This window comes from Hungatella effluvii (assembly GCF_003201875.1).
Lineage (GTDB): Bacteria > Bacillota > Clostridia > Lachnospirales > Lachnospiraceae > Hungatella > Hungatella effluvii.
The window spans coordinates 747267-768078 of record NZ_QJKD01000001.1; the positions used below are offsets into that span (position 1 = coordinate 747267).

The 20812-nt window shown below is 50.0% G+C and carries 17 protein-coding genes; 6 read left to right on the forward strand and 11 right to left on the reverse strand.

What is annotated here, in order from left to right:
* Window positions 1–123 precede the first annotated feature (123 nt).
* Complete coding sequence (locus DFR60_RS03175) at window positions 124–918, forward strand: Rpn family recombination-promoting nuclease/putative transposase (protein ID WP_110321580.1); 795 nt, start codon at window positions 124–126, stop codon at window positions 916–918.
* Window positions 919–1182: 264 nt separating this feature from the next.
* Here DFR60_RS03175 and DFR60_RS03180 read toward each other — a convergent pair whose 3' ends face one another.
* From DFR60_RS03180 to DFR60_RS03200, 5 genes are read right to left on the reverse strand one after another with little or no spacing between them, the layout of a single operon-like run.
* Window positions 1183–2361, reverse strand: coding sequence for a glycoside hydrolase family 88 protein (locus tag DFR60_RS03180; RefSeq protein WP_110321581.1), 1179 nt, complete (start codon window positions 2359–2361; stop codon window positions 1183–1185).
* 29 nt (window positions 2362–2390) lie between these two features.
* The gene (locus DFR60_RS03185) at window positions 2391–3764 is read right to left on the reverse strand and encodes a sulfatase family protein (RefSeq protein ID WP_110321582.1); all 1374 of its coding nucleotides are present in this window, start codon (window positions 3762–3764) and stop codon (window positions 2391–2393) included.
* Complete coding sequence (locus tag DFR60_RS03190) at window positions 3765–5390, reverse strand: extracellular solute-binding protein (RefSeq protein WP_110321583.1); 1626 nt, start codon at window positions 5388–5390, stop codon at window positions 3765–3767.
* Between the two features lie 40 nt (window positions 5391–5430).
* Window positions 5431–6330, reverse strand: coding sequence for a carbohydrate ABC transporter permease (locus DFR60_RS03195; RefSeq protein WP_110321584.1), 900 nt, complete (start codon window positions 6328–6330; stop codon window positions 5431–5433).
* Between the two features lie 11 nt (window positions 6331–6341).
* Complete coding sequence (locus DFR60_RS03200; protein ID WP_110321585.1) at window positions 6342–7277, reverse strand: ABC transporter permease; 936 nt, start codon at window positions 7275–7277, stop codon at window positions 6342–6344.
* A 283-nt stretch (window positions 7278–7560) separates the two neighbouring features.
* On the opposite strand from DFR60_RS03200, the gene DFR60_RS03205 reads away from it, so the two are divergent.
* From DFR60_RS03205 to DFR60_RS03220, 4 genes are all read left to right on the forward strand, one after another.
* The gene (locus DFR60_RS03205; RefSeq protein WP_110321586.1) at window positions 7561–8967 is read left to right on the forward strand and encodes a sulfatase family protein; all 1407 of its coding nucleotides are present in this window, start codon (window positions 7561–7563) and stop codon (window positions 8965–8967) included.
* A 187-nt stretch (window positions 8968–9154) separates the two neighbouring features.
* Window positions 9155–11401 carry a helix-turn-helix transcriptional regulator gene (locus tag DFR60_RS03210; RefSeq protein WP_110321587.1) on the forward strand — a complete coding sequence of 749 codons (2247 nt, stop codon included), beginning with the start codon at window positions 9155–9157 and terminating at the stop codon, window positions 11399–11401.
* A gap of 105 nt (window positions 11402–11506) precedes the next feature.
* Window positions 11507–11827 carry a type II toxin-antitoxin system Phd/YefM family antitoxin gene (locus DFR60_RS03215; RefSeq protein ID WP_243004964.1) on the forward strand — a complete coding sequence of 107 codons (321 nt, stop codon included), beginning with the start codon at window positions 11507–11509 and terminating at the stop codon, window positions 11825–11827.
* Window positions 11824–12153 carry a type II toxin-antitoxin system RelE family toxin gene (locus tag DFR60_RS03220; protein WP_110321589.1) on the forward strand — a complete coding sequence of 110 codons (330 nt, stop codon included), beginning with the start codon at window positions 11824–11826 and terminating at the stop codon, window positions 12151–12153. Before DFR60_RS03215 ends, DFR60_RS03220 begins: the two co-directional genes overlap by 4 nt.
* Before the next feature lie 80 nt (window positions 12154–12233).
* Here DFR60_RS03220 and DFR60_RS03225 read toward each other — a convergent pair whose 3' ends face one another.
* Genes DFR60_RS03225 through nifS form a run of 4 tightly spaced genes read right to left on the reverse strand, consistent with a single transcriptional unit; the run spans window position 12234 to window position 16185 of the window.
* Window positions 12234–13388, reverse strand: coding sequence for an N-acetylmuramoyl-L-alanine amidase family protein (locus DFR60_RS03225; protein ID WP_110321590.1), 1155 nt, complete (start codon window positions 13386–13388; stop codon window positions 12234–12236).
* On the reverse strand, window positions 13385–14464 hold the full coding sequence (mnmA, locus tag DFR60_RS03230) for a tRNA 2-thiouridine(34) synthase MnmA (protein ID WP_110321627.1): 1080 nt from the start codon (window positions 14462–14464) through the stop codon (window positions 13385–13387). The genes DFR60_RS03225 and mnmA overlap by 4 nt, the downstream gene beginning before the upstream one ends.
* 47 nt (window positions 14465–14511) lie before the next feature.
* Complete coding sequence (nifU, locus tag DFR60_RS03235; RefSeq protein ID WP_002601175.1) at window positions 14512–14949, reverse strand: Fe-S cluster assembly scaffold protein NifU; 438 nt, start codon at window positions 14947–14949, stop codon at window positions 14512–14514.
* 51 nt (window positions 14950–15000) lie between these two features.
* On the reverse strand, window positions 15001–16185 hold the full coding sequence (gene nifS / locus DFR60_RS03240; protein ID WP_110321591.1) for a cysteine desulfurase NifS: 1185 nt from the start codon (window positions 16183–16185) through the stop codon (window positions 15001–15003).
* Between the two features lie 207 nt (window positions 16186–16392).
* On the opposite strand from nifS, the gene DFR60_RS03245 reads away from it, so the two are divergent.
* Window positions 16393–17976 (forward strand): putative polysaccharide biosynthesis protein, encoded by a 1584-nt coding sequence (locus tag DFR60_RS03245; RefSeq protein WP_110321592.1) that lies wholly within the window; start codon window positions 16393–16395, stop codon window positions 17974–17976.
* Window positions 17977–18184: 208 nt separating this feature from the next.
* Here the strand turns inward: DFR60_RS03245 and DFR60_RS03250 are convergent, their stop codons facing one another.
* Both DFR60_RS03250 and DFR60_RS03255 read right to left on the reverse strand, forming a co-directional pair.
* The gene (locus DFR60_RS03250) at window positions 18185–18943 is read right to left on the reverse strand and encodes an SH3 domain-containing protein (RefSeq protein ID WP_110321593.1); all 759 of its coding nucleotides are present in this window, start codon (window positions 18941–18943) and stop codon (window positions 18185–18187) included.
* A 194-nt stretch (window positions 18944–19137) separates the two neighbouring features.
* Window positions 19138–20283 carry an MFS transporter gene (locus DFR60_RS03255; RefSeq protein ID WP_110321594.1) on the reverse strand — a complete coding sequence of 382 codons (1146 nt, stop codon included), beginning with the start codon at window positions 20281–20283 and terminating at the stop codon, window positions 19138–19140.
* Window positions 20284–20812: the final 529 nt, after the last annotated feature.

Genomic DNA, 20812 nt, shown 5'->3' on the forward strand with positions numbered 1-20812 from the left:
ACTGGACTGCGGTGCCCCTGGTGGGGAGTGAACTGTTACAGTCAAAAACTCCGCAGCGAACAGACTGATAGTTTAGTCTTTCATGATCTCTGTGTTTATGATAAAATAAAAGGAGACGTACAAATGGAAAAACGAATTGAGTACCTGAATCTGGAAGATGATTTCCTGTTTTCCAGAGTCATGAGCGATGAAGAGATCTGCCGCATTGTACTGGAGAAGCTCCTGAACATCTCCATTAAAAAGATCGTCCTTCCGGAACAGCAGAAAACCATCGAATTACTGCTGGACAGTAAGGGCGTGAGGCTTGACATTTATGTCAATGATGATGCCGGCACCATCTATAATTGTGAGATGCAGCGAGGAAAACGCGGACAGCTTCCCAAACGCAGCCGTTATTACCAGGGAAATATCGACCTGGATGCGATTTCTAAGGGCGAGCCCTATACCAGCCTGCGACGGAGCTACATTATTTTCATCTGTACCTTTGATCCATTTACAGAAGGCCGACACATCTACACCTTTCAGAACACCTGCCTCGAGAGTCCCGGACTGCTTCTGGGAGATGAGACAACAAAACTGTTTCTTAATACAAAGGGGACCATTGACGACATAGACGAAGAGATGAAAGAATTTCTGACCTACATAGAAAACACCACCGACGTCTTCGCCCAGCAGGCTAAAAGTTCACTGGTTAAAAAGATACATCAGAGAGTCCTTAAAGTTAAGCAGAGTAAAGAAATGGAGGCGGAATATATGACATTGCTGCAGAGAGACAGGGAGAATATTGAACAGGGCGAACGTAAAATGGCCGCTCTCACCGAACTTCTCTTAGATCAAAAACGTACTGACGATTTAAAACGCGCCGTCAGGGATACTACCTATCGGGAACAATTATATAAGCAATTTAACATCCTCTAACAGGATCATCACCAGTAAAAAAACGCCGCTAGCAACGGGGCAACGAATTTGCATCACCGCGAGCGGCGGGGTTTTTGACCCTCGCGGCAGTCGCCAAATGGACGCGCCAGCGTGTTCATTTGACTCGTTGCCCGCGGGAATAAAAAAAGGGGAAACAATAGCATCATGCTGCCGTCCCCCCTCTTCCAGTATCAAATCTATAAAAATCCATTCGGCATATCGGAGCCATTTTCACGCTTCGATGCTTCAGCCGCGCAGCTGCCCCTACCAGTAAGGCTTCCAGTCTTTCATTCTCCTGGTCAGCGCCTCCATATAAAAGTAGTCGCCCCAGGTGCTGCATTCGTCCACTCCCCTGTTTATACACGTATTGTACGCGGAATCGCGCGCGTACGTTCCGTGGAGTAAAAGGCCGTTGGAACGGGTCTTATCCGTGTTGGCACAGTGATCCATCAGGGCACAGAGCATCTTGTCTGCGGCTGTTAAATACTTCTCCGCTTTCGCTTTATCCAGATAGCTGCTCATCTCCAGAATTCCGCAGATGGCGATGGCGGAAGCCGAGGAATCACGTGGTTCCGTGCTTCCCGTATCGAAATCAAAATCCCAGTATGGAACCAGATCTTCCGGCAGATGGGCGATAAAATAATCGGTGACCTGGCAGAACAGATCCAGGTATTCGGGTATTTTTAAGTACCGATAGCTCAAGGCAATGCCGTATACTCCCCAAGCCTGGCCCCTGGCCCAGGCGGAGCCGTCACGGTTTCCCTGATGGGTAACGCCGTGGTCCGGTTTTCCGGTCACGGTATTGATAAAATACGTGTGGTAGGTGGAGCAGTCCGGTCTCATCACACACTTCATCGCCGTCCGGATATGGTTTTCAGCTTTATTGGCGTAATCGGGATTTCCGGTAACCTCGCTGGCCCAGTAAAGCAGCGGCAGGTTCAGCAGACAGTCAATGATCAGACGGTATTCCGACGGTTCGTTGACGTTGCCCCAGGCCTGGATAAAGCGGCCATTCTCCCGGTAGCGGCCGGCCAGATGATCCGCAGCTAAAAGTGCTGCTTCTCTGGCATGGCTGCTGCCGGTCAGCTTATAAGCTGCCACACAGGAAAGGCTGTAGAGAAATCCCATATCATGGTGATTTACATCGATTTTCTCCCGGATTCGTTTCAGGAAGCTTTCGACCTGAGATTCCGCCGCCTCCTTAAAGCAGGCCTCCCCTGTATATTCATAAGCCAGCCAGATCACGCCGGTCCAGAATCCGGTTGTCCATTCTACGTTTTCTGTCAGCAGATAAAAGCCGCCCTCGCTGTTGGAACTCTCAAAAAATTCCGTGAATTCCGGCAGGTTGGACCGGACGATCTCCGTGGCTGCGTCCATGTACTTCTTTCTTTTCTCCGCATCCGTTCCCGGATACTGACGGATTCGTTTCATCGTCTGCGCCATATTCTGTCTCCTCTCTCACCGCTCCTCTTTTACAGAAGAAACGGGTCTCTCGTTTTCCTTAAATAGGATCTTATTACCGCGTCATAAGTTTCCGCTATGGCGTCCTGCTGATCCAGTTCGACAGGATTTAACTGCAGGGGATCTTTCTTATTATCGTAAAACAGCCGTCTCTGCGTTTCAGACGGAGATGTCCCGTTATCAACGACATAGGTGATATCCTTCGTTCTGATTCCGCGCCAGCCGAACGCCTTGTTGTTTAATCCCAGCTTCCGGTACTCTTCCACCAGTTCAGGCATGCCCGGTATCATACAGAGAAAAGCGTGTTCCGGTTCCTCTTTCATGGAGGCCCCACGGGCCAGGGACGCAAAGCTTTTTCCCTGAACCGTATCTGGAACGGCCACCTCCAGCAGTTCCAGAAGTGTTGGCATGTGGTCCTGGCTGGCGATCAGGGCGTCGCTGTGCCCCTTTACAACCTGTGGCCCCCTGATATAGAGAGGAATCCTGATGGACTCGTCGTACCAGATGTTCTTTCCCATCAGGCCATGAGAACCCATACAGTCCCCGTGATCGGCCGACAGCACTACGATCGTGTCCTCTGTCAGGCCTTCCCGGTCCAGATACTCCATGATCCGGCCAAAATTATCATCCAGTCCTTCTATGGCTCCGTAGTACTCTCCGAACTTCTTCCGGAACGCCTCATCGGTTCTCAGTTCTTCCGGGACGTTTCCACGGAATACAAGTTCTTTTCCCCGGTAACGGTCCGCATATTTTTCCGGAAGCAGATCATAGGGAGGATGGGGCGGATTCCAGGAAAGGAACAGGCAGAATGGCTTTTCCTTATTCCGGCCGTCCAGATAATCCAGCGCAATATCCGTCTCATGCTCCGGAGACCATTTGGCGCCCTCTTCCTTTTTCGGTTCATCCTTCCAGTAATGGGGCGACAGATGTTTATCCATCGCTCCGTAGGAATACCAGTAATCAAAGTGATGACGCCGTTCTCCCGGAGGAGTGAAGGCATCCCAGTTCACCGCACCGGATTCCGGATTCTCGTGAAAGTTCATCTCGCTCGCGTCGAGATGGTATTTGCCCACATAGGCAGTCTCGTAACCATTTTCATGAAGGACATCGGAAATGGTTACCTCCTGCGGCTTTAACATGACGGTCTCATCCAGGCCAATCTTACAGTTGGTCCACATTCCGCAGCAGTACGGATATTTTCCCGTCAGCAGAGACGCCCGGTGGGGCGAGCACAGCGGGTACGTGCTGACTGCGTGGTCAAACGCTATGCTCTCCCCGGCAAAACGGTCCATATGAGGCGTACTCACATGGTCCTCTCCCGCCGCCCCAATGGCCTGGGCGCGCCATTGGTCGGCGAAGATGTATAACAGGTTTTTCTTTTTCATCTAACGGTCTTCTCCCAGGAAAGTATCATATGCTTTCTGATTGATTTCCAGCGCGCGGTCGATGCCTCTGGCCTTCAATTCTTTGATAAAGGTATCATACTCAGAATCGAAATCATTGACACCGAGAATCCAGGACTGGAACTTTTCATCGACATAAGGCTTGATGCTTGCCATAATGTTCTTATACTCGGTCTCATCATCAGAGGTATACTTTAACGCCATTTTTCCATCCAGGTAAGGCGGAAGAGAATCGTCAAACCACTCATCATGGCCATTGTACAGCTTATTCGCCTCGATTCCGTCTTCCTTCATGGTCGCATACTCGTAGTCTCCATCCTGGCACATGCCGATCCGGTACTGGGCGCCGATGGAACGAAGATATCCAATTGGTGTCAGTTCGGACTGAAGTACCGTGTCGGTAAAGTGTTTGCTGCCATCCGCATCTCTTGTAAAGGTATCTCCCTCGATTCCCCAGTTCATTAAGTCGCTTCCTTCTTCTGTGAAGAAGTAATCCATAAATTTAATCACGGTTACAGGATCCTTGCACTGGGAGGAAATTCCCCAGCCCACACCCGGATATCTGGATACACGTTCCTTTACAACACCGTTCTGATCCGCAGGCGGTGCGATGGCTGCCATCTGGAAGCCTGGAATGGTCTCCTGAAGCGTGGAGTTATAGTTTGCCGTACTCACCCAGTCATGGGTACAGCCGCCGAGATCGCCGCCCAGCAGGGTATCTCTGGAGGAAGCGCCTCTTGTGAAGATTTCAGGATCAATCAGTCCTTCCTGGTACCATTTGATCATGTTGGAAACGCCTGTCTTGAAGTTCTCTTCCAGCGGTTCGTATTTCATCTTTCCGTCTCTCGGATAGAATTCAAGGCTGGTATCCCAAAGATACAGATACTCATCCGGCTGCTTCCAGCCGGCGCGGTCGAACAGCGGAATCTCGTCCTTTAATCCGTTTCCGTTGGGATCCTCGTTGCGGAACGCATACAGCACATCGTGGAGTTCATCGACGGTGGTCGGCGCCTTTAAGTTTAATTTATCCAGCCAGTCCTGTCTGATCCACCAGAACTCGGCAGCCTTGAGCTCCTGATTTTTCGGAATCTGGTAGATATTGCCGTCCAGAGAGTATGCCGTCTGGCGGAATCTGGCGTCCTCGTCCAGCACCTTCTGGATATTCGGCGCATGTTCCTTGATCAGATCGTTTAACGGAATCATTCCGCCGTCGCGTCCCAGCTTCTCCAGGGAGGAAGCGTCTACGTAGCCGATGATATCGGCCAGATTGCCGGAGCTCATCATCAGGTTAAACGCCTCTTCTTCGTTGGAATTGGAAAGGGAAATGGTTCCCTTCAGACTGATATTCGTTCTCTTCGCAGCTTCCTGCCATACCTGCCAGTTCGAGTCGAACGGCATGTTATTGAAATTTAAAAATACGGTAAATTCTTTTGGTTCCTTGCTCACGAGGCTGTCTTCCAGCGTTTCCTCTGTCTGGGCCTGGCTGGCGCCAGACTCCCCTTTTGCCGCCTCTGTGCCGCTTGTCTCGCTCTTTGCGGAACAGCCCGCCAGTGTGCCGGTAAGCATTACTGCCGCCATTGCCGCCGCCATAAGTCTTCTCTTTTTCATTTTTGAAATACCTCCTTTTTGTTGTAACTGCTATGATAAGTTAACCCTTCACTCCTCCAACGGTGACGCCGGTCTTAAAGTATTTCTGTACAAACGGAAATACGATCAGCATCGGTACAATGGCTATGATTATCATAGCATAAATTACCGTGGTTGGAGAACTTAATGAATTCTGTGTTACGATTGCCGCCTCCGAAGCGTTGGCCACCCGGTCTACGATCATCTTCTTTAACAATACCTGAAGGGGCGCCTTCCTGTCGTCATTTAACAGCTGCATGGCCCAGAAGTAACTGTTCCAGCGGTTGATCGCGTAAAACAGTCCCACCGTAGCCAGCGCGGGCTTGGAGAGCGGTAAATAAATCTTGAAAAATGTAATAATATGGTTGGCTCCATCGATAAACGCCGCTTCCTCCAGTGCCTCGGGAAGCTGTTCGAAGAAACTCTTCATAATAATCAAGTTGTATGTGTTGATCGCAAACCCAAGGATAATGGCCGTTCTGGTATTTAACAGGCTGAAATCCTTGAAGGTTAAGTACATGGGGATAATTCCCGCGTTAAACCACATGGTGAATATGGTAAATAAGGTGAAGAACTTGCGGAAGACCAGCTTCTTTTTACTGAGGGCGTAGGCCATGGTCGTCGTAAAGAGCATATTTACCACAACGCCGGCAACCGTGTAAAAAATAGTGTTTCCGTAGGCCAGCCAGATGCCGCTCTTCTTGATGGCTTCCTTATAGCTTGCCAATGTAAAATGCCTGATGGCAAACATGACATCGCCGTTCTCCACGTAATACGGCTGACTGAGCGATGCGATCAGCACGTAATAGATCGGATAGAGCACAACCAGGCTGATTACAATTCCAAGGATCGCCATGCCTGCATTAAATACCTTTTCGCCTGTTCCAATTACCTGTCCCTGATGGATTTTTTTATTTTTCATCTCGCGCCTCCTTACCAAAGTGCCGTATCGGAAAGCTTACGGCTTAACCGGTTGGCCAACGTGACAAGTACCAGGGCGACAATTGCCTCAAACATACCGACCGCCGTAGCGAGACCGTAGTTCCCATTTTCAAATCCCAGGCGGTAGGAATAGGTAGCAATAATATCCGCTTTGGCAAATGTAGATGGCTGATACAGAAGGAGGATGGCCTCATATCCTACTTTTACCATCTTTCCGATATTTAACACCAACATGGTGACAATCGTCGGAAGAATCGCCGGAACGGTAATATTCTTGATCTTCTGCCATTTTCCGGCTCCGTCCACGGTGGCCGCTTCATATAACTGCGGATCGATTCCCATGATGGCCGCAATAAAGACGAGCGCATTGAAGCCTGCGTTCTGCCACAGGGTCATGATCGTGTAGATTCCTCTGAAATACTGAGGCTGTACCATAAAGTAGACCGGCTCCATTCCCAGCTTTTCCAGAATCATGTTGACGATACCGGTACTGGGAGACAGGAAGTTGACCACGATACCACAGACAACGACGACCGATACGAAGTGCGGAAGGAGTGTTGTCATCTGCGTCATCTTGCTGACAAACTTGTTCTTCATCTCCGTAACTGCGACCGCCAGGATAATCGGTATCGGGAAACAGACGACCAGCTGCCAGAAGGAGATCATCAGTGTATTTTTCAAAACCCTCAGAAAATCTCTTCCTGTTAAAAAGGTAATGAAATTGTCCAGTCCCACAAAGGTGCTTCCCGAGATTCCTTTAAAGATGTTGTAATCGTAAAAGGCAATCGCCAGACCGGCCATAGGCTTGTAGGCAAACGCCAGGAACCACAGCACACCCGGGAGCAGAAGAAGATATAAATCCCAGTTCTTTCTGACTGAGTGCAGGCAGGATTGTTTATTTTTGTTGCCGCCCTGTTGCTTAAACATTTGTAACTCCCCTCTCATATTCAATTAGTGCAGGAATAAATTTTCTGACACGCTCTGGTTTTACAGAGCTCATTCCCGCTTCTGAAATCCACTTTAAACCCGTTCATCCGGAAAAGTAAATCACTGTTTTTCAGGTCATCTGCAATAGGATTGCTTTTTTATATTCATTTTTCAACTCATCACCAATTCACCCGATTCGCGCCATATGATTGATTTTTACAGCTCATTCCCTTATACTCGGATTACATGCTTTTAAGTAAGTAAACAAATGGGGGTATACACAATGCAGCAAAAAAATATTTTAATCATCATCTGCGATCAACTTTCCGCCACGGCATTAAGTGCCTACGGCAATACATATTCTTCCACGCCGAATCTCGACAGTCTGGCGGCCAGAAGCGCCGTCATGGAGTATGCCTATACTTCCTGTCCGCTCTGTCAGCCGGCCCGGGCCTCGTTCTGGACCTCGCGCTATCCCCACCAGACCGGCGTGCTCTCCAACCTGCCCGATCAAGGCTTTCCAGCGGTCTCCGACGATATTCCAACGCTGGGAGAACTGTTTTCCCATGCCGGTTATGATTGTGTGCATTTTGGCAAGACTCATGATTATGGGGCATTGAGAGGCTTTAAGGTCATCGAATCCGAGGAAATCCATGTCCCGCGGACGAATCCGGCCATAAAATTCGATTATGAGACGTATCTGGACATCGACACAACGGAAAAGTCCGTCCAGTACCTGTCTTCCCGGCCGGAAGGGCCATTTCTCATGGTCTCGGACCTGCAGAATCCACACAACATCTGCGCCTACATCGGCGAACACAGCGAAGGGTACGGTGATTTCCCTCTGGAGCGGGAGCTTCCTCCTCTGCCGGAAAACTTTGATTTCGACGATATTGCCAACCGGCCGGAATTCATCCAGTATCTCTGCTGCGCCCACAGAAGGCAGCGCCAGGCCAGCGGCTGGAAGGAAGATGATTTCCGCCACTATCTTTACGCCTATTATTACTACCTGTCCATGGTGGACAAACAGATTGGTCAGATTCTCGAAGCACTTTCAAAAAGCGGTGCCGCGGATCAGACGATGGTCGTATTCCTGGCCGATCACGGTGAAGGGATGGCGTCTCACCACCTTGTGACAAAGTACGGCGCTTTTTACGAGGAGACGAACCGGGTACCTCTCTTTTTCGCGCTTCCGGATGGGGATAAAGAGTCTAGAATCGGCGGCGTAACCTCTCTTCTGGATCTGGTTCCCACGCTTTTGGACTATGCGGAACTCCCCTGTCCTGACGGACTGGAGGGAATATCCCTTATGCCTCAAATCACGGGAGTAAAACCACATTCCGACCGAACCGCCGCAGTGGCGGAATGGTATGATGAATTCCGCGATTATACCGTTCCCGGGCGCATGATCTGCGACGAGGATTATAAGTATATCTGTTATCTGGAGCCGGACAGCGAGGAGCTTTATGACATGAGAAATGACAGATATGAAAAAGCCAACCTGGCAGGTAAACCGGAGTACTCCCCGATTCTGGAAAAGTACCGTTCCCTGCTTAAACATCATCTGGAAAAGAGCGATGATCCTTTCTTCACACTGAAGACGGCAGGCACCGGGGGCTACCGCCGCCATCCGCTGGGATTTGAGCATCATCAGGGTCTCAGCGCCGTGGAGAAATACGCCCTAGCATGACCTGCACGAAATACCTTACTGTTTCGCTGGTCTGATTTTCCGGGAGCACAGACACAAAAGCCTCAGCGTAGCCCCACTACGCCTGCGTTTTTGCATCTGCGCTCTCGAAAAATCATCCTCACCGAACCAGCAAGGCATCTCGTGCAGGTCATACTAGAGATTAAACGAAAGTAGATGGTCTGACGTTATGTTTTCATCTGGTATCTATAAAAACCGTTTGTATAAAATCCTGATTTCTACCGGTACCATAGTGATAGTCCTGCTTGCGGTGCTGTCGGGCAGCTACCTTCACCTGCAGCAGAAAAGCAGCTATATCCACAACTTATCAAATTCCACGGCAGCGCTGGAGGCCAATTCCAACATCGCCATGAATCTGATCTCGCGGGCAGTCAATGACGTCAGCCGTGATAAGAGCATTACGAAATGGGTCAATTCATCCTCCGCCAACGATTTCTATTTCAATTCCATCACCGCCTTAAAGCAGCTGCGAATCATCACCACTGACTCTTCCATGCTCAATTATGAGCTGGCTGTGACGACGGTAGGTCCGCTGGAATTTGATGGAAAGTCATACGGCATGGTCCTGGACCAGTCGGGGACCGTGGACAGGGATAAATTTTTAAGGCATGTAAAGGGGCTGACAAAAGAAGAAATGGAGGCCATGGAACAGCATTTTTCCGCTTCCAACCGCCCCTTCAGCCTGCCTCATTATGAGAATGACCGTCTAAAATCCGTTTACTATATCGTAAAGGATTACCGATATTCTTCCAGCCTTCTGTGTTTTGTCACGATTCCGATCGAAACGCTTACAGGCTCTGCCAGGCCAGGTCAGTTTCTGCTTTACAGTGACGACCAGCTGCTGGCGGTCAGCCATCGGGAAGCCGATATGTATGAGCTTTTTTCAAATATAATGAATATGGGTATGGAGGCAGCCGATTCCGGAATCGGACAGCAGGAATTCTTCAAGCTTGGAAAGGAGTACGTATTTCCTACAAGCCTGCCTGCCATTGGCTGGGAAATTGCCTATGTCTATGACAGCTACATGCTGGGTTCCGGCCAGATTGTATTCTTTCTTCTGATTCTGGTCACGGCAGCCTGCATTTTCACCTTTTTAATCGCGCTGCTGGTGGAGGCGCTCTATAAGCCAATCCGGGAAGTCGTGGAGGATTCCATGGATTCCCCTGAGGCTGGAAAACCCATCGATGAATTTAAGATTTTACGGCAGAATTCAGAAAAAATAAAATCCTTAAGCAAGACACTGATGGAGGCCATGGACGAGAATGAACGCCTCGCCTCTCAGCAGCAATACCGCCGTCTGCTCTTCGCCCCCCAGCCGGGAGGCCTGGCAGAATGCGGAGAAGAGCCGGAAGAGGATTACAGCGTGGTGGTAGTGGAGTTCCAGCCTGTAAATGAAGGCTCCTCCCCCAGCTGTATCGTTATTTTAAAGCAGTATGTCCATGAGTTTACCATGAACGTGCCTGACATGACATTCGTGGACCTGGATTCCACACGGTGCGCCATGATCGTTAAAAGCGGTAACACAGACGAGATTCTCCTGCAGCTCTACGAACTCCTCCGCTATCTGACACAGAAGCCCGAGGATGAGACGATCAATCAGTGGATTGCCTTAAGCAATCCCAGAAACGGCTTAAACCGAATCTGGCTGGCCTATCAGGAGACGCTGCGAATCCTGGAATACAAGCACGTATACGGCCATACCAATATCCTGACCTTTGAACAGATCCGTTCCGTGGACGCGGTCACATATTCCTACCCGCTCTCCATGGAGAACCGGATGGTCCACTGTATCGTAGAAGGCAAAGAGGAGGCGCTCCAGATCTTCGATCAGCTGATCCGCACGAACCTGGTAGACAAAACGCTGTCGATCGAGTCGATTCAGAGCTTCGTCTATGTCCTGATCGGCACACTGGGCCGTGTCTTCCAGGAACTGAAGACATCACCGGAAGCACTTTTAAAAGAAGATATCAATTTTATGTATCTGTATGAACACTGGAGTGATTCGGTCACCATCACCACCTTAAGACACGCAATTCAGGACATTCTGACCGCGGTAAGCTGCCGGGGCGAAAACAACGATGAGAAGCTTCTAAATGAGATGATCCGTTATATCCACACGAATTACACCGATGATATCATGTTAAATGACATGGCAGACCAGTTCAACATCTCCCCCAAGTACTGCGGAATCCTGTTCAAACAGCTGAGCGGTCAGAACTTCAAAGACTACTTAAACCGCTACCGAATCGAAAAAGCCAAAGAACTCCTCCAGAAAGAACATGGTATTAAAATCGCAGAATTAAGCCTGATGGTCGGTTTCAACAGCGCAAACAGTTTCATCCGCGTGTTTGGAAAATACACCGGAGTTACCCCAAAGGCCTACATGGAATCCTTAAAAAGTTCCAGTATTAGCTGATAAAATATGCAAAACTGCATATACTATTTATATCAGTTGTTTTAGCAGTATATTTATTGACTTTTATGCTGATATCGTATACACTATTTAAAAGAGGTGATGATTATGAATATCAGAAGTGCACTTGAAAACACAATTCCTATTTCCCAATTCAACCGTGGATTGGCTGGAAAAATCTTTGAAGAAGTAAAACGTTATGGCGCCAAAGTTGTCATGAAAAACAATGTTCCTGAATGCGTTCTCCTTTCTCCTGAAGAATATATCCGACTTTTGGATGAAACAAATGATGCACGGCTCTTAGCCATTGCAGCACAACGGATGTCCCAATTTAATCCTTCCACTGTTATCTCCCAGGAACAAGTGGATCAGGAATTGGGATTCACTCCTCCCGACTATGAAGATACGGATAGCATTGAATTTGAATGAGTTGGAGTGTCAAATACCTTCCTGAAGCCCTTGAGGACCTCCGCAAACTGGATGGCAGCCAGAAAATACTGATTCGGAAAGCAATTCAGAAAGCCTGCAAAAATCCATTACCTGAAAGCGAAGGCGGCTATGGAAAAATTCTGGGAAACAAAAACAACAACAATCTTTCCGGTTTTTTAAAAATCAAACTCCGTGGTGCCGGTCTGCGTATCGTATATCAGCTCATTCGTTGCAGCGATCATATGCTGGTTGTTGTAATCGGTGTCCGTGAAGATGACGAAGTCTATGAGCTCGCACAAAAACGTATACTGAAACATGATTTATAAACAAAAAGAAACGGCAGGCACCTGCCGTTTCTTTTTGTTTGTATAACTGTCTGCATCTTATAGAGCATTTCCCAAAATCTTTAATTTCCAGCCGCATAATAAGCATCAATCCCATCCGCGATTCCCTTTGCGATCTTCGCGCGATACTCATCGGTGGCCATCTTTTTATCTTCCTCTGCATTGCTCATAAATCCCATCTCCACAATGGTAACCGGGGTTTTGCACCAGTTGATTCCACTCATGGTATCGTTCTCCTGGACTCCGCGGTTTTTAAAGTCTGTGGTGTCACAGATGCCCTTTACCACGGCCTTGGACAGAGCGGAACTCTTGCTGTATAAGTTTCCATTATAGGGGTTCTTCGATGTCTGGCACATGGTCAGCGCGCCGTGAACACTGGTATCGTTTAAAGAGTTGGCATGAACGCGCACGAAAATATCCGCACCGCTCTTGTTGGCCATCTCGGCCCGCTCTGCGTTGCTGATATTCACGTCATCCGTTTCCCGGATCATATAAACCTGATATCCCCGGCCAAGCAGTTCTTCCTTGAGCTTTAAGGAGACCGCAAGCGTCAGCTTATATTCGGGGATCCCCGTCGCATTTCCCTGCGTTCCGGAGGCAACCTTGGCCTTCTTCTCCGATGCACCCGGTCCTATCGGTTCTTTTTCTGAATTGCCCTTCGCCTGATGTCCCGGATCGATGGCAATGATCTTGCCGGAACCGGAGCCTGTGACTGCAGGAGCCGTTGTCTCCGGTTCCGGAGCCGGCTGTTCCTTTGACACAAAGCTGGAGGATATGTAACACTCCTGATCCTGATAGATGATACGGCTCCAGCTGTCGCTGTATCCGGTCCGTTTTAAAGCCGTTCCCCTGGAAACCGTGGTGATCACCGCACCGCCCGTTCCCGCGCTCTTTCTGATATTAACCTGACTGCCGGTCACGTATACGGTTTCATCCACCGCCGTAAAAGCGGGAGCCGTCTCCGTAGTCACAGCGGCCTCGTGGGCGCTTGTCCCCGCCTGTCCCCCCGGCTTCTCTGTCTCGTTTTTTCCATTCCCGGTCTCATTCTCAATAGAAACCGCTGCCGTCTCTTCTCCATTTTCCAGTGTGATATCACCAGAAGCCTCTTCCAGTGTCGGCACCTCGACCGGTTCATACTTCCTGCCGCATCCGGCCAGTGTCAGGAGGCACACAAGCGCGGTAACGATATAAATTCCGGTTCTTCTCTTCTTATTCACAGTATCGTACCTCCTCCGGCAACGTAAGTATCTGTATAAAACACGACGGCCTGCCCCGGTGTAATCGCCCTCTGAGGCTCATCAAACCGGCATTCCACCAAATCCTCGCCCACTTCCCGGATGGTGCAGGGGGCGCCTTTGTGGCTATAGCGGATCTTTGCGTTTACCCGCATCTCACCGCCGTGAAGTCCGTCGACCGCCATCCAGTTCAGGCGGTTACAGCGGAGCGTATCGGAAAAGACATCATCCGAATTTCCAATGACGACTTCGTTCGTCTCCGGCCTGATTTCCGTGACAAAGACGGGATGGCCCATGGACAGGTTTAATCCCTTCCGCTGGCCAACCGTGTAGTGGGTGATTCCTTCATGCTGTCCCAGTACATTGCCATCCAGGTCCACAAAGTTGCCTCTCGGCAGTTCTTTCCCCGTGTTTTCTTCAATAAATTTGGCATAATCGTGATCGGGGATAAAACAGATTTCCTGGCTGTCCGGCTTATGGGCGACCTTTAAATTGATCCGGTCCGCGATTTCGCGGATCTGATCCTTGGAATAGGCGCCAACCGGCATCAGCGTATGAGCCAGCTGGTACTGCGTCAGATTATAGAGCGCGTACGTCTGGTCTTTCGCCGCCGTAACGGACATCCTCAGCGCGTACCGCCCGTTTTCCAGCTGCTCGATTCTGGCATAGTGGCCTGTGGCAATATAGTCCGCTCCAATATCCAGGCTCCGTTTTAACAGCGATTCCCATTTGACATACCGGTTGCAGGCGATACATGGATTTGGGGTGCGGCCGTTCCTGTATTCATCCACAAAATAGTCTATTACATTTTCTCTGAATTCCTCTTTGAAATTCATCACATAATATGGAATCCCCAAATCCCAGGCCACGCGTCGGGCGTCGTCCACCGCGCTTAAGCCGCAGCAGCCTCCGCTCTCCTCCACGGCCTCTTTCTCTTCGTCCTGCCAGATCTGCATCGTGACGCCGATGACATCATAGCCCTGCTCCTTCAGCAGCCATGCTGCCACGGAGGAATCCACGCCGCCTGACATTCCTACTACTACTTTTGGTTTATTCATCGTTTCACATTCCGTTTCTTCTGCCGGCATCCGGTTCACCGCCGGCTTTAATATTCTTCTTCCACTTCTTCCTCACCGATATCTGACTTCGGTTTTTTCAGCCCCTGAATCTCGATTCCGTTCTTCTGGGCGTAATCCCATAAGGCCGCGTGAATGGCTTCTTCTGCCAGTAAGGAACAGTGTACCTTAACTGGCGGCAGTCCGTCAAGCGCCTCACACACCGCCTTGTTCGTTACTTCCATCGCTTCCTGGATTGATTTGCCTTTCACCATCTCGGTTGCCATGCTGCTGGTAGCCACCGCTGCGCCGCAGCCAAATGTCTTAAACTTTACATCGTTGATGATTCCGTTCTCATCAATATCGAGATAAATTCTCATGATATCGCCGCATTTCGCATTTCCTACCGTACCCATGCCGCTGGCATTCTCTATTTCTCCTACATTTCTTGGATGCTCGAAATGATCCATAACTTTTTCTGTATACATTTTAATTTTTCTCCTATATTTAGTAATATATCGACAATTTACGTAAGCTTATTACCGATTCTGCCGCTTTACAAAGTCCTCATATAACGGTGACATGCTGCGCAGCTTCTCTACGATTTTTTTGATGGATTCGACCACATAATCCATCTCTTCCATAGTATTATCGGAATTCAGCGTCAGTCTTAAGGATCCGTGAGCAATCTCATGAGGCAGGCCGATGGCCAGCAGCACATGGGATGGGTCCAAAGATCCCGACGTACAGGCAGAACCGCTGGAACCGCAGATTCCATCCATATCCAGCATGATGAGTAAGGACTCTCCCTCGATAAACTGGAAGGCAAAGTTCACATTGTTGGACAGCCGGCTGGTTCTGTGACCGTTGATTCTCACATAGGGAACCTCCGCCATCACGCGTTTCATCAAATAATCGCGCAGCTCAGACTCTTTCCTCGTGCGTTCTTCCAATGTGTTCATGGCGATCTCTACGGCCTTTCCAAAGCCAACGATCCCCGGAACGTTCTCGGTGCCGCCGCGGCGCTTCCGCTCCTGGGCGCCTCCATGCATAAAGGAACGCGTCTTGATTCCGGTACGGATATATAAAAATCCGATTCCCTTAGGGCCGTTTAACTTGTGGCCGCTGGCGCTCATCATATCAATATGATACTCATCTACATTGATCGGAACGTGGCCGAAGGCCTGAACCGCGTCTGTGTGGAAGATAATTCCGTGCTCTTTCGCGATCTCACCGATCTCCTTCACCGGTTCGATCGTTCCGATTTCGTTGTTGGCAAACATAATGGAAATCAGGATAGTGGTGGGGCGGATTGCCTTCTTCAGTTCATCAATTTTGATGACACCATTCTCATCTACGTCTAAATAAGTCACCTCGAAACCGCGCTTCTCCAGATATTCGCATGTGTGAAGAACCGCATGGTGTTCAATTTTACTGGTAATAATATGATTTCCCTTCGCCTGGTAAGCCTCAGCCGTCGCGGCCAGTGCCCAGTTATCGGACTCGGTGCCTCCCGCTGTAAAGTAAATCTCATTGGTTTTTGCTCCAATGGCGTCTGCAATCGTCTCTCTGGAACGGTTGATCGCCTTCTTGGATTCGTTGGAAAACTCGTACACGGAAGATGGATTGCCATAAAATTCCGTAAAATACGGCAGCATCGCGTCCACAACCTCCGGCCGTGTCTTTGTCGTAGCTGCATTGTCAAGATAAATAAATCGTTTCATAATTGTTAGTTCCGCCTTTCTGTAGTCCTAAAGTTAAAAGCTTCATCTACATTTTCTATTATACACAGATTTCCTATAATTTCAATAGGAATAGTTATCGTTTTTGTTACAGTTTGGTCTTCCATCTTTCTGAAAGCTAAGTGAAAAATGTCATGAAGGGGACTCATTAGAAATATATTATAATAATTCCCATATCATGGAGTTTTCATGAAGGATTCTTTAAAGATTTCCCAAAAACTTTCGCCAAGAAAATATGCCCTGTTTACGGGCACTCTCCTCCTTACTTCTACAGGGCTCATTACCCGCGTGCTGGGGTTCTTTTACCGAATCTTTCTTTCCAGAACCATCGGTGCGGAAGGACTGGGGCTCTACAACATGGTCCATCCGGTATTCGGCATCTGCTTTGCCCTGTGCGCAGGGTCCATCCAGACGGCCATCTCCCAGTCCGTTGCCGCCAATGTAAGGAAAGGCCGTTCCATCTTCCGGACCGGCCTCGTCATTTCCATGTCAACCTCTTTTGTCCTGGCCTGGCTCATCATCCGTTTCCAGGATTTTCTGGCCGGCAGCATCCTGATGGAACCGCGCTGCGCACCGCTCCTCACCTACATAGCCGTCTCCGTACCCTGCGCCGCCATCCATGCCTGCATCAACGGTTACTATTATGGTATGCAGCGTACCCGGGTTCCGGCATTCGCTCAGGTGATTGAACAGTCTGTCCGCATCGGCGCCGTGTTTCTGATTGCGGATATAATGCTGGAAGCCGGGATCGAGATCACCGTCCAGCTGGCTGTGGCCGGCCATCTGATCGGCGAGATCGCCTCCACCCTCTATACCGTCGCGGCCTGTCAGTTTTTCCCGCCGAAACTGCCGGATGGCACCTACGCAAAGAATACGGATTCCGACGGCCGCCGTTTTTCGGCCGCAGCCGATTCCTTCCGCCGAACCGCGCCCGCACTCATGACGCTGGCTCTGCCGCTCATGGGCAACCGCCTCATCCTGAATATTCTTTCCAGCGCGGAGGCAATCTGGATTCCCGGTTCCTTAAACCGCTTCGGCTTATCAAGCTCCGAGGCCTTCAGTATTTACGGTGTCCTTACGGGAATGGCTCTGCCATTTATCCTGTTTCCCTCCACGATCTTCAATTCGCTGGCCGTCCTGCTGCTTCCCACGGTAGCCGAGGCCCAGTCAGAAGGAAACGAACGGCGGATCGCAGGCACCATCTCCATGTCCCTGCGCTACTGCCTGTACGTGGGAATCCTGTGCATCGGAATCTTCACCCTGTTTGGCAACGATCTGGGCGTCAGTGTCTTTAAGGATGAAAATGCCGGCTCCTTTATCATGACCCTGGCATGGCTCTGTCCCTTCCTCTATCTGGTCACCACCATGGGAAGCATCTTAAACGGCCTTGGAAAGACCTCCACCACGTTTATTCAGAACGTGACGGCTCTATTCGTCCGCCTGGCCTTCGTGCTGTTTGGCATCCCGAAATTCGGAATCATGGCGTATCTGATCGGTATGCTGGCCAGCGAGCTGCTTCTGGCCCTGATGCACATCTTCTCCCTGAAAAAGCAGGTCTCCTTCTCCTGGAATGCATGGGATATGATTGTGAAACCAGCCCTTCTGATGGTGATGGCGATCGGAATCTACTATGCGGCAAGCTCCGTCTGCGATCCGTTCGCGGCGCTTCCGCTGTTTATCAAAACCGGCTTCCACATCCTGATTCTGTCTCTCTGCTATCTTCTGCTACTGGCCGGAGCCCATTTCTTTAAGAGGGAAATTCAGGCAGAGTAAACAGAGTATAACTAAAGAGTCCGGCCCGCCGGACTCTCGCGCCGGAGCGCGGTCGCTTCAGCGGCCATATTTCCTAAGCGCGGAGTGCGCATCCCCCGGAGGGTTTTTGTTTCATAGGATGAACTTTCCTGTGAAACAAAAAAGGCGGTTACTTCCATGAGTATTCCATCTCCTGGAGTAACCGCCTCTTTTTGATCTTCCCACGCTCTCACATTCCCGGGCCAATCGACGTAATCATCCCGGTTCCGGCGCCACTGCTGCTTCCCGGTGCGGTCGATGAGCCTGGCCCTGCCGTGGAATTCGTGTTCTGCGTTCCCGCGGAGGGCGTCAGCGGCGACGGCTCCACGATCGGAATATTATCATTTCCGCCTGGCACCGAAGGGCCGGAGGGCGCAGATGGGTTCTGAGTATTCGAGGAATTCGAGCCGTTCTGTCCCGTGGGCGTGTTTTCAGGTGACGGCACCGATGCCGCCTCCTTAGTCTGGCTCTCGGTCTTTGAGCTGCTTAAATACTTCTTATATATATATGCGTCCCCGCCCTTATAGGAGATACGCATCCAGCCGTTGGCGGACTGGCCCGTAACACTGACCTTCTGGCCCGTTCCAAAGCTGGTGAGAACGTCGGACTTCGTCGTATAGCTGGCCCGTACATGGACGGGCTGAGTCACATACATGGTCTTCTGAACCGCGGTTACGGTGTAGACCGGCATAGCCTCTGTCTCCCTGGTCACCGACTCCTGAGACGGAGCAGATGTTTCCGCCTCGGGCGATGTCTCCGTTTCGGAGGACGGTTCGGGATCCGTCTCATTCTCTATCTTTATCGCATCGGTCTGCGCTTCCGTCGTCACGCTCTCACTGGCCGCGCCTTCCTCTGTACTCTTTGTGTCTCCTCCGTTCAAGACAGACGAGCAGGATGTGATCATCACAGCCGTTGTCATTGCCAGGATAATTCCCGGATACTTTTTCATGTCGGTCACCTCCGCCTGATTTTCAGAGTACTCTCCGAAACTCAGCCACAAAGAGGGGTGCAGGGGAGTTTCCGGGAGTGCTCATTCATCCTGGTTCAATACCAGATGCTCTCAGTATATCATCCCGGCCGACGGTGTGCAACATCCGGCGGGCCATCTTATTCTGCATCTTATTTTGCATCTTATATTTCACCTTATTTTGCAGCACGATGCCAGATTAAGAAAAATACGGCGCCAAGCGCGCACATTCCTGCCCCGCAGAACATAGCGGCCGGAAGGGCGGCCTGAGCCGCCGCGCCGAACAGCAGATTGGTGGCGATTCCCGTTCCCTCCGACAAAACTGCGTAAATGCTTAAAACGGTGGCGCGGTCTGCCGCCTTTACGTGGCGGTTCTGTATCTCCGTCTGAAGCGGCACGAAAAGGCTGGCTGACAGGCGAAGCAGCACAACGCCTCCCACCGCAAGCACACCGTTTCCGGTCAGGGCCAGAATCACACAGGAGACGGAGGCGGCGCCAAATAAAAGCAGGGCAAACCGTTTCATCCCAATTTTCCTCGTAAATCCAGCTGAACAGACTCCGGCCATTCCGCTTACGGTTACAAGGATATAGATATATCCCATATTAGCTGGAGCTATCCCGCACGCCTCATATTTCAACTGGTTTAAAAACACTGTGATGGTCTGATTCGTCTCCGCCAGAAATGCCATGCCCACCAGAAGGAGCAGGAAGCGTTTATCACTCACCACTTCCTTCAAACACGTCAGGAACCGGCCTTTCACCGGCTTTCTGTCCTCTTTTTCCTTTACTTCCTTTAGCCCGAAGGCCAGCACCGCCGCGGCCGCATACGTCAGTACGGTCAAAAATCCGGCCATCCGGTAATCATCGCCGATAGCGACAGAAAAGATCAGAGCCGCAGCCAGCAGGCCTGCGGTATTTAAAAGGTTATACACGCCGAACACCTGGTGGCTCTCCCCCTCGCGGCATGACAGGTACAGCAGGCTCACGTCACAGCCCGACATGCCCGCCATCACAACGCTCAGCATCACCCGTTCCAGAAGAAATCCGCCGAAACCGTCGGCCTTCCAGAACACCACCTTGGATACCACATAGATCAGGGAACTGATCACCAGAGTGTTCTTATATCCGATCCTGTCGGCCACTACGCCCCACGGCATCTCCAGGGCGATGCACAGGGCAAGCGATATGCTCTCAATTAAAGTTATTTCAAACACGGTAACTCCCGCCGCCTGCCGGTAGAGCGTGGCGATCGGTCCGTAAAACACCATTCCCTGCAGGAGGGAAATCCCATACATCAGATAGATATTTCTTTTTGTTTTCATACTTTCTGCTCCATTTTCATCGATTTCACAAATTTCATAACCCGGCGCCCGTTTTACGGTACGCAAAATAAGCCCTGTGATCTACAGTGCCAAAACGCATGGTAATTCTGAAATTGTTATTTTCTACGTGGGATTGTATGGATTAAAAAAAGAATGGGTTTTCATAAAGGACCTCCGTGGCAGGCCGTTCCTTCTGAACAATGATAAAACGGCTGCTGCAGGGTAATTATTATCAGCCTGCGTTTTTTAGTATACCATATTTTTTAGATGCTGTAAAGGAACAGACTCCATACAAAAAAAGAGGATACGGAAAACCATAACGCTTTCCGGGCGTTTGACACATCAATCAATCAAAAAGTGCTGCAAAGCCTTATTGCAGGCTTATTTTTTTGTCAACTTTTTTGCTTTAAAATATAGTAATATTTAGTGATATGTGCTATAATGGTGTTGAGGTGATTATTTATGCGGGTTACTACATCCAGATCAAAAAACTCAGAATCCTTTTACATTACCAAATCCTATACGAATG

Excerpts from the sequence above, each read along its gene's own strand:
- DFR60_RS03175 (WP_110321580.1), top strand. The coding sequence starts at position 124 with ATGGAAAAACGAATTGAGTACCTGAATCTGGAAGATGATTTCCTGTTT.
- DFR60_RS03180 (WP_110321581.1), bottom strand. The coding sequence starts at position 2,361 with ATGGCGCAGACGATGAAACGAATCCGTCAGTATCCGGGAACGGATGCG.
- DFR60_RS03185 (WP_110321582.1), bottom strand. The coding sequence starts at position 3,764 with ATGAAAAAGAAAAACCTGTTATACATCTTCGCCGACCAATGGCGCGCC.
- DFR60_RS03190 (WP_110321583.1), bottom strand. The coding sequence starts at position 5,390 with ATGAAAAAGAGAAGACTTATGGCGGCGGCAATGGCGGCAGTAATGCTT.
- DFR60_RS03195 (WP_110321584.1), bottom strand. The coding sequence starts at position 6,330 with ATGAAAAATAAAAAAATCCATCAGGGACAGGTAATTGGAACAGGCGAA.
- DFR60_RS03200 (WP_110321585.1), bottom strand. The coding sequence starts at position 7,277 with ATGTTTAAGCAACAGGGCGGCAACAAAAATAAACAATCCTGCCTGCAC.
- DFR60_RS03205 (WP_110321586.1), top strand. The coding sequence starts at position 7,561 with ATGCAGCAAAAAAATATTTTAATCATCATCTGCGATCAACTTTCCGCC.
- DFR60_RS03210 (WP_110321587.1), top strand. The coding sequence starts at position 9,155 with ATGTTTTCATCTGGTATCTATAAAAACCGTTTGTATAAAATCCTGATT.
- DFR60_RS03215 (WP_243004964.1), top strand. The coding sequence starts at position 11,507 with ATGAATATCAGAAGTGCACTTGAAAACACAATTCCTATTTCCCAATTC.
- DFR60_RS03220 (WP_110321589.1), top strand. The coding sequence starts at position 11,824 with ATGAGTTGGAGTGTCAAATACCTTCCTGAAGCCCTTGAGGACCTCCGC.
- mnmA (WP_110321627.1), bottom strand. The coding sequence starts at position 14,464 with ATGAATAAACCAAAAGTAGTAGTAGGAATGTCAGGCGGCGTGGATTCC.
- nifU (WP_002601175.1), bottom strand. The coding sequence starts at position 14,949 with ATGTATACAGAAAAAGTTATGGATCATTTCGAGCATCCAAGAAATGTA.
- nifS (WP_110321591.1), bottom strand. The coding sequence starts at position 16,185 with ATGAAACGATTTATTTATCTTGACAATGCAGCTACGACAAAGACACGG.
- DFR60_RS03245 (WP_110321592.1), top strand. The coding sequence starts at position 16,393 with ATGAAGGATTCTTTAAAGATTTCCCAAAAACTTTCGCCAAGAAAATAT.
- DFR60_RS03250 (WP_110321593.1), bottom strand. The coding sequence starts at position 18,943 with ATGAAAAAGTATCCGGGAATTATCCTGGCAATGACAACGGCTGTGATG.
- DFR60_RS03255 (WP_110321594.1), bottom strand. The coding sequence starts at position 20,283 with ATGAAAACAAAAAGAAATATCTATCTGATGTATGGGATTTCCCTCCTG.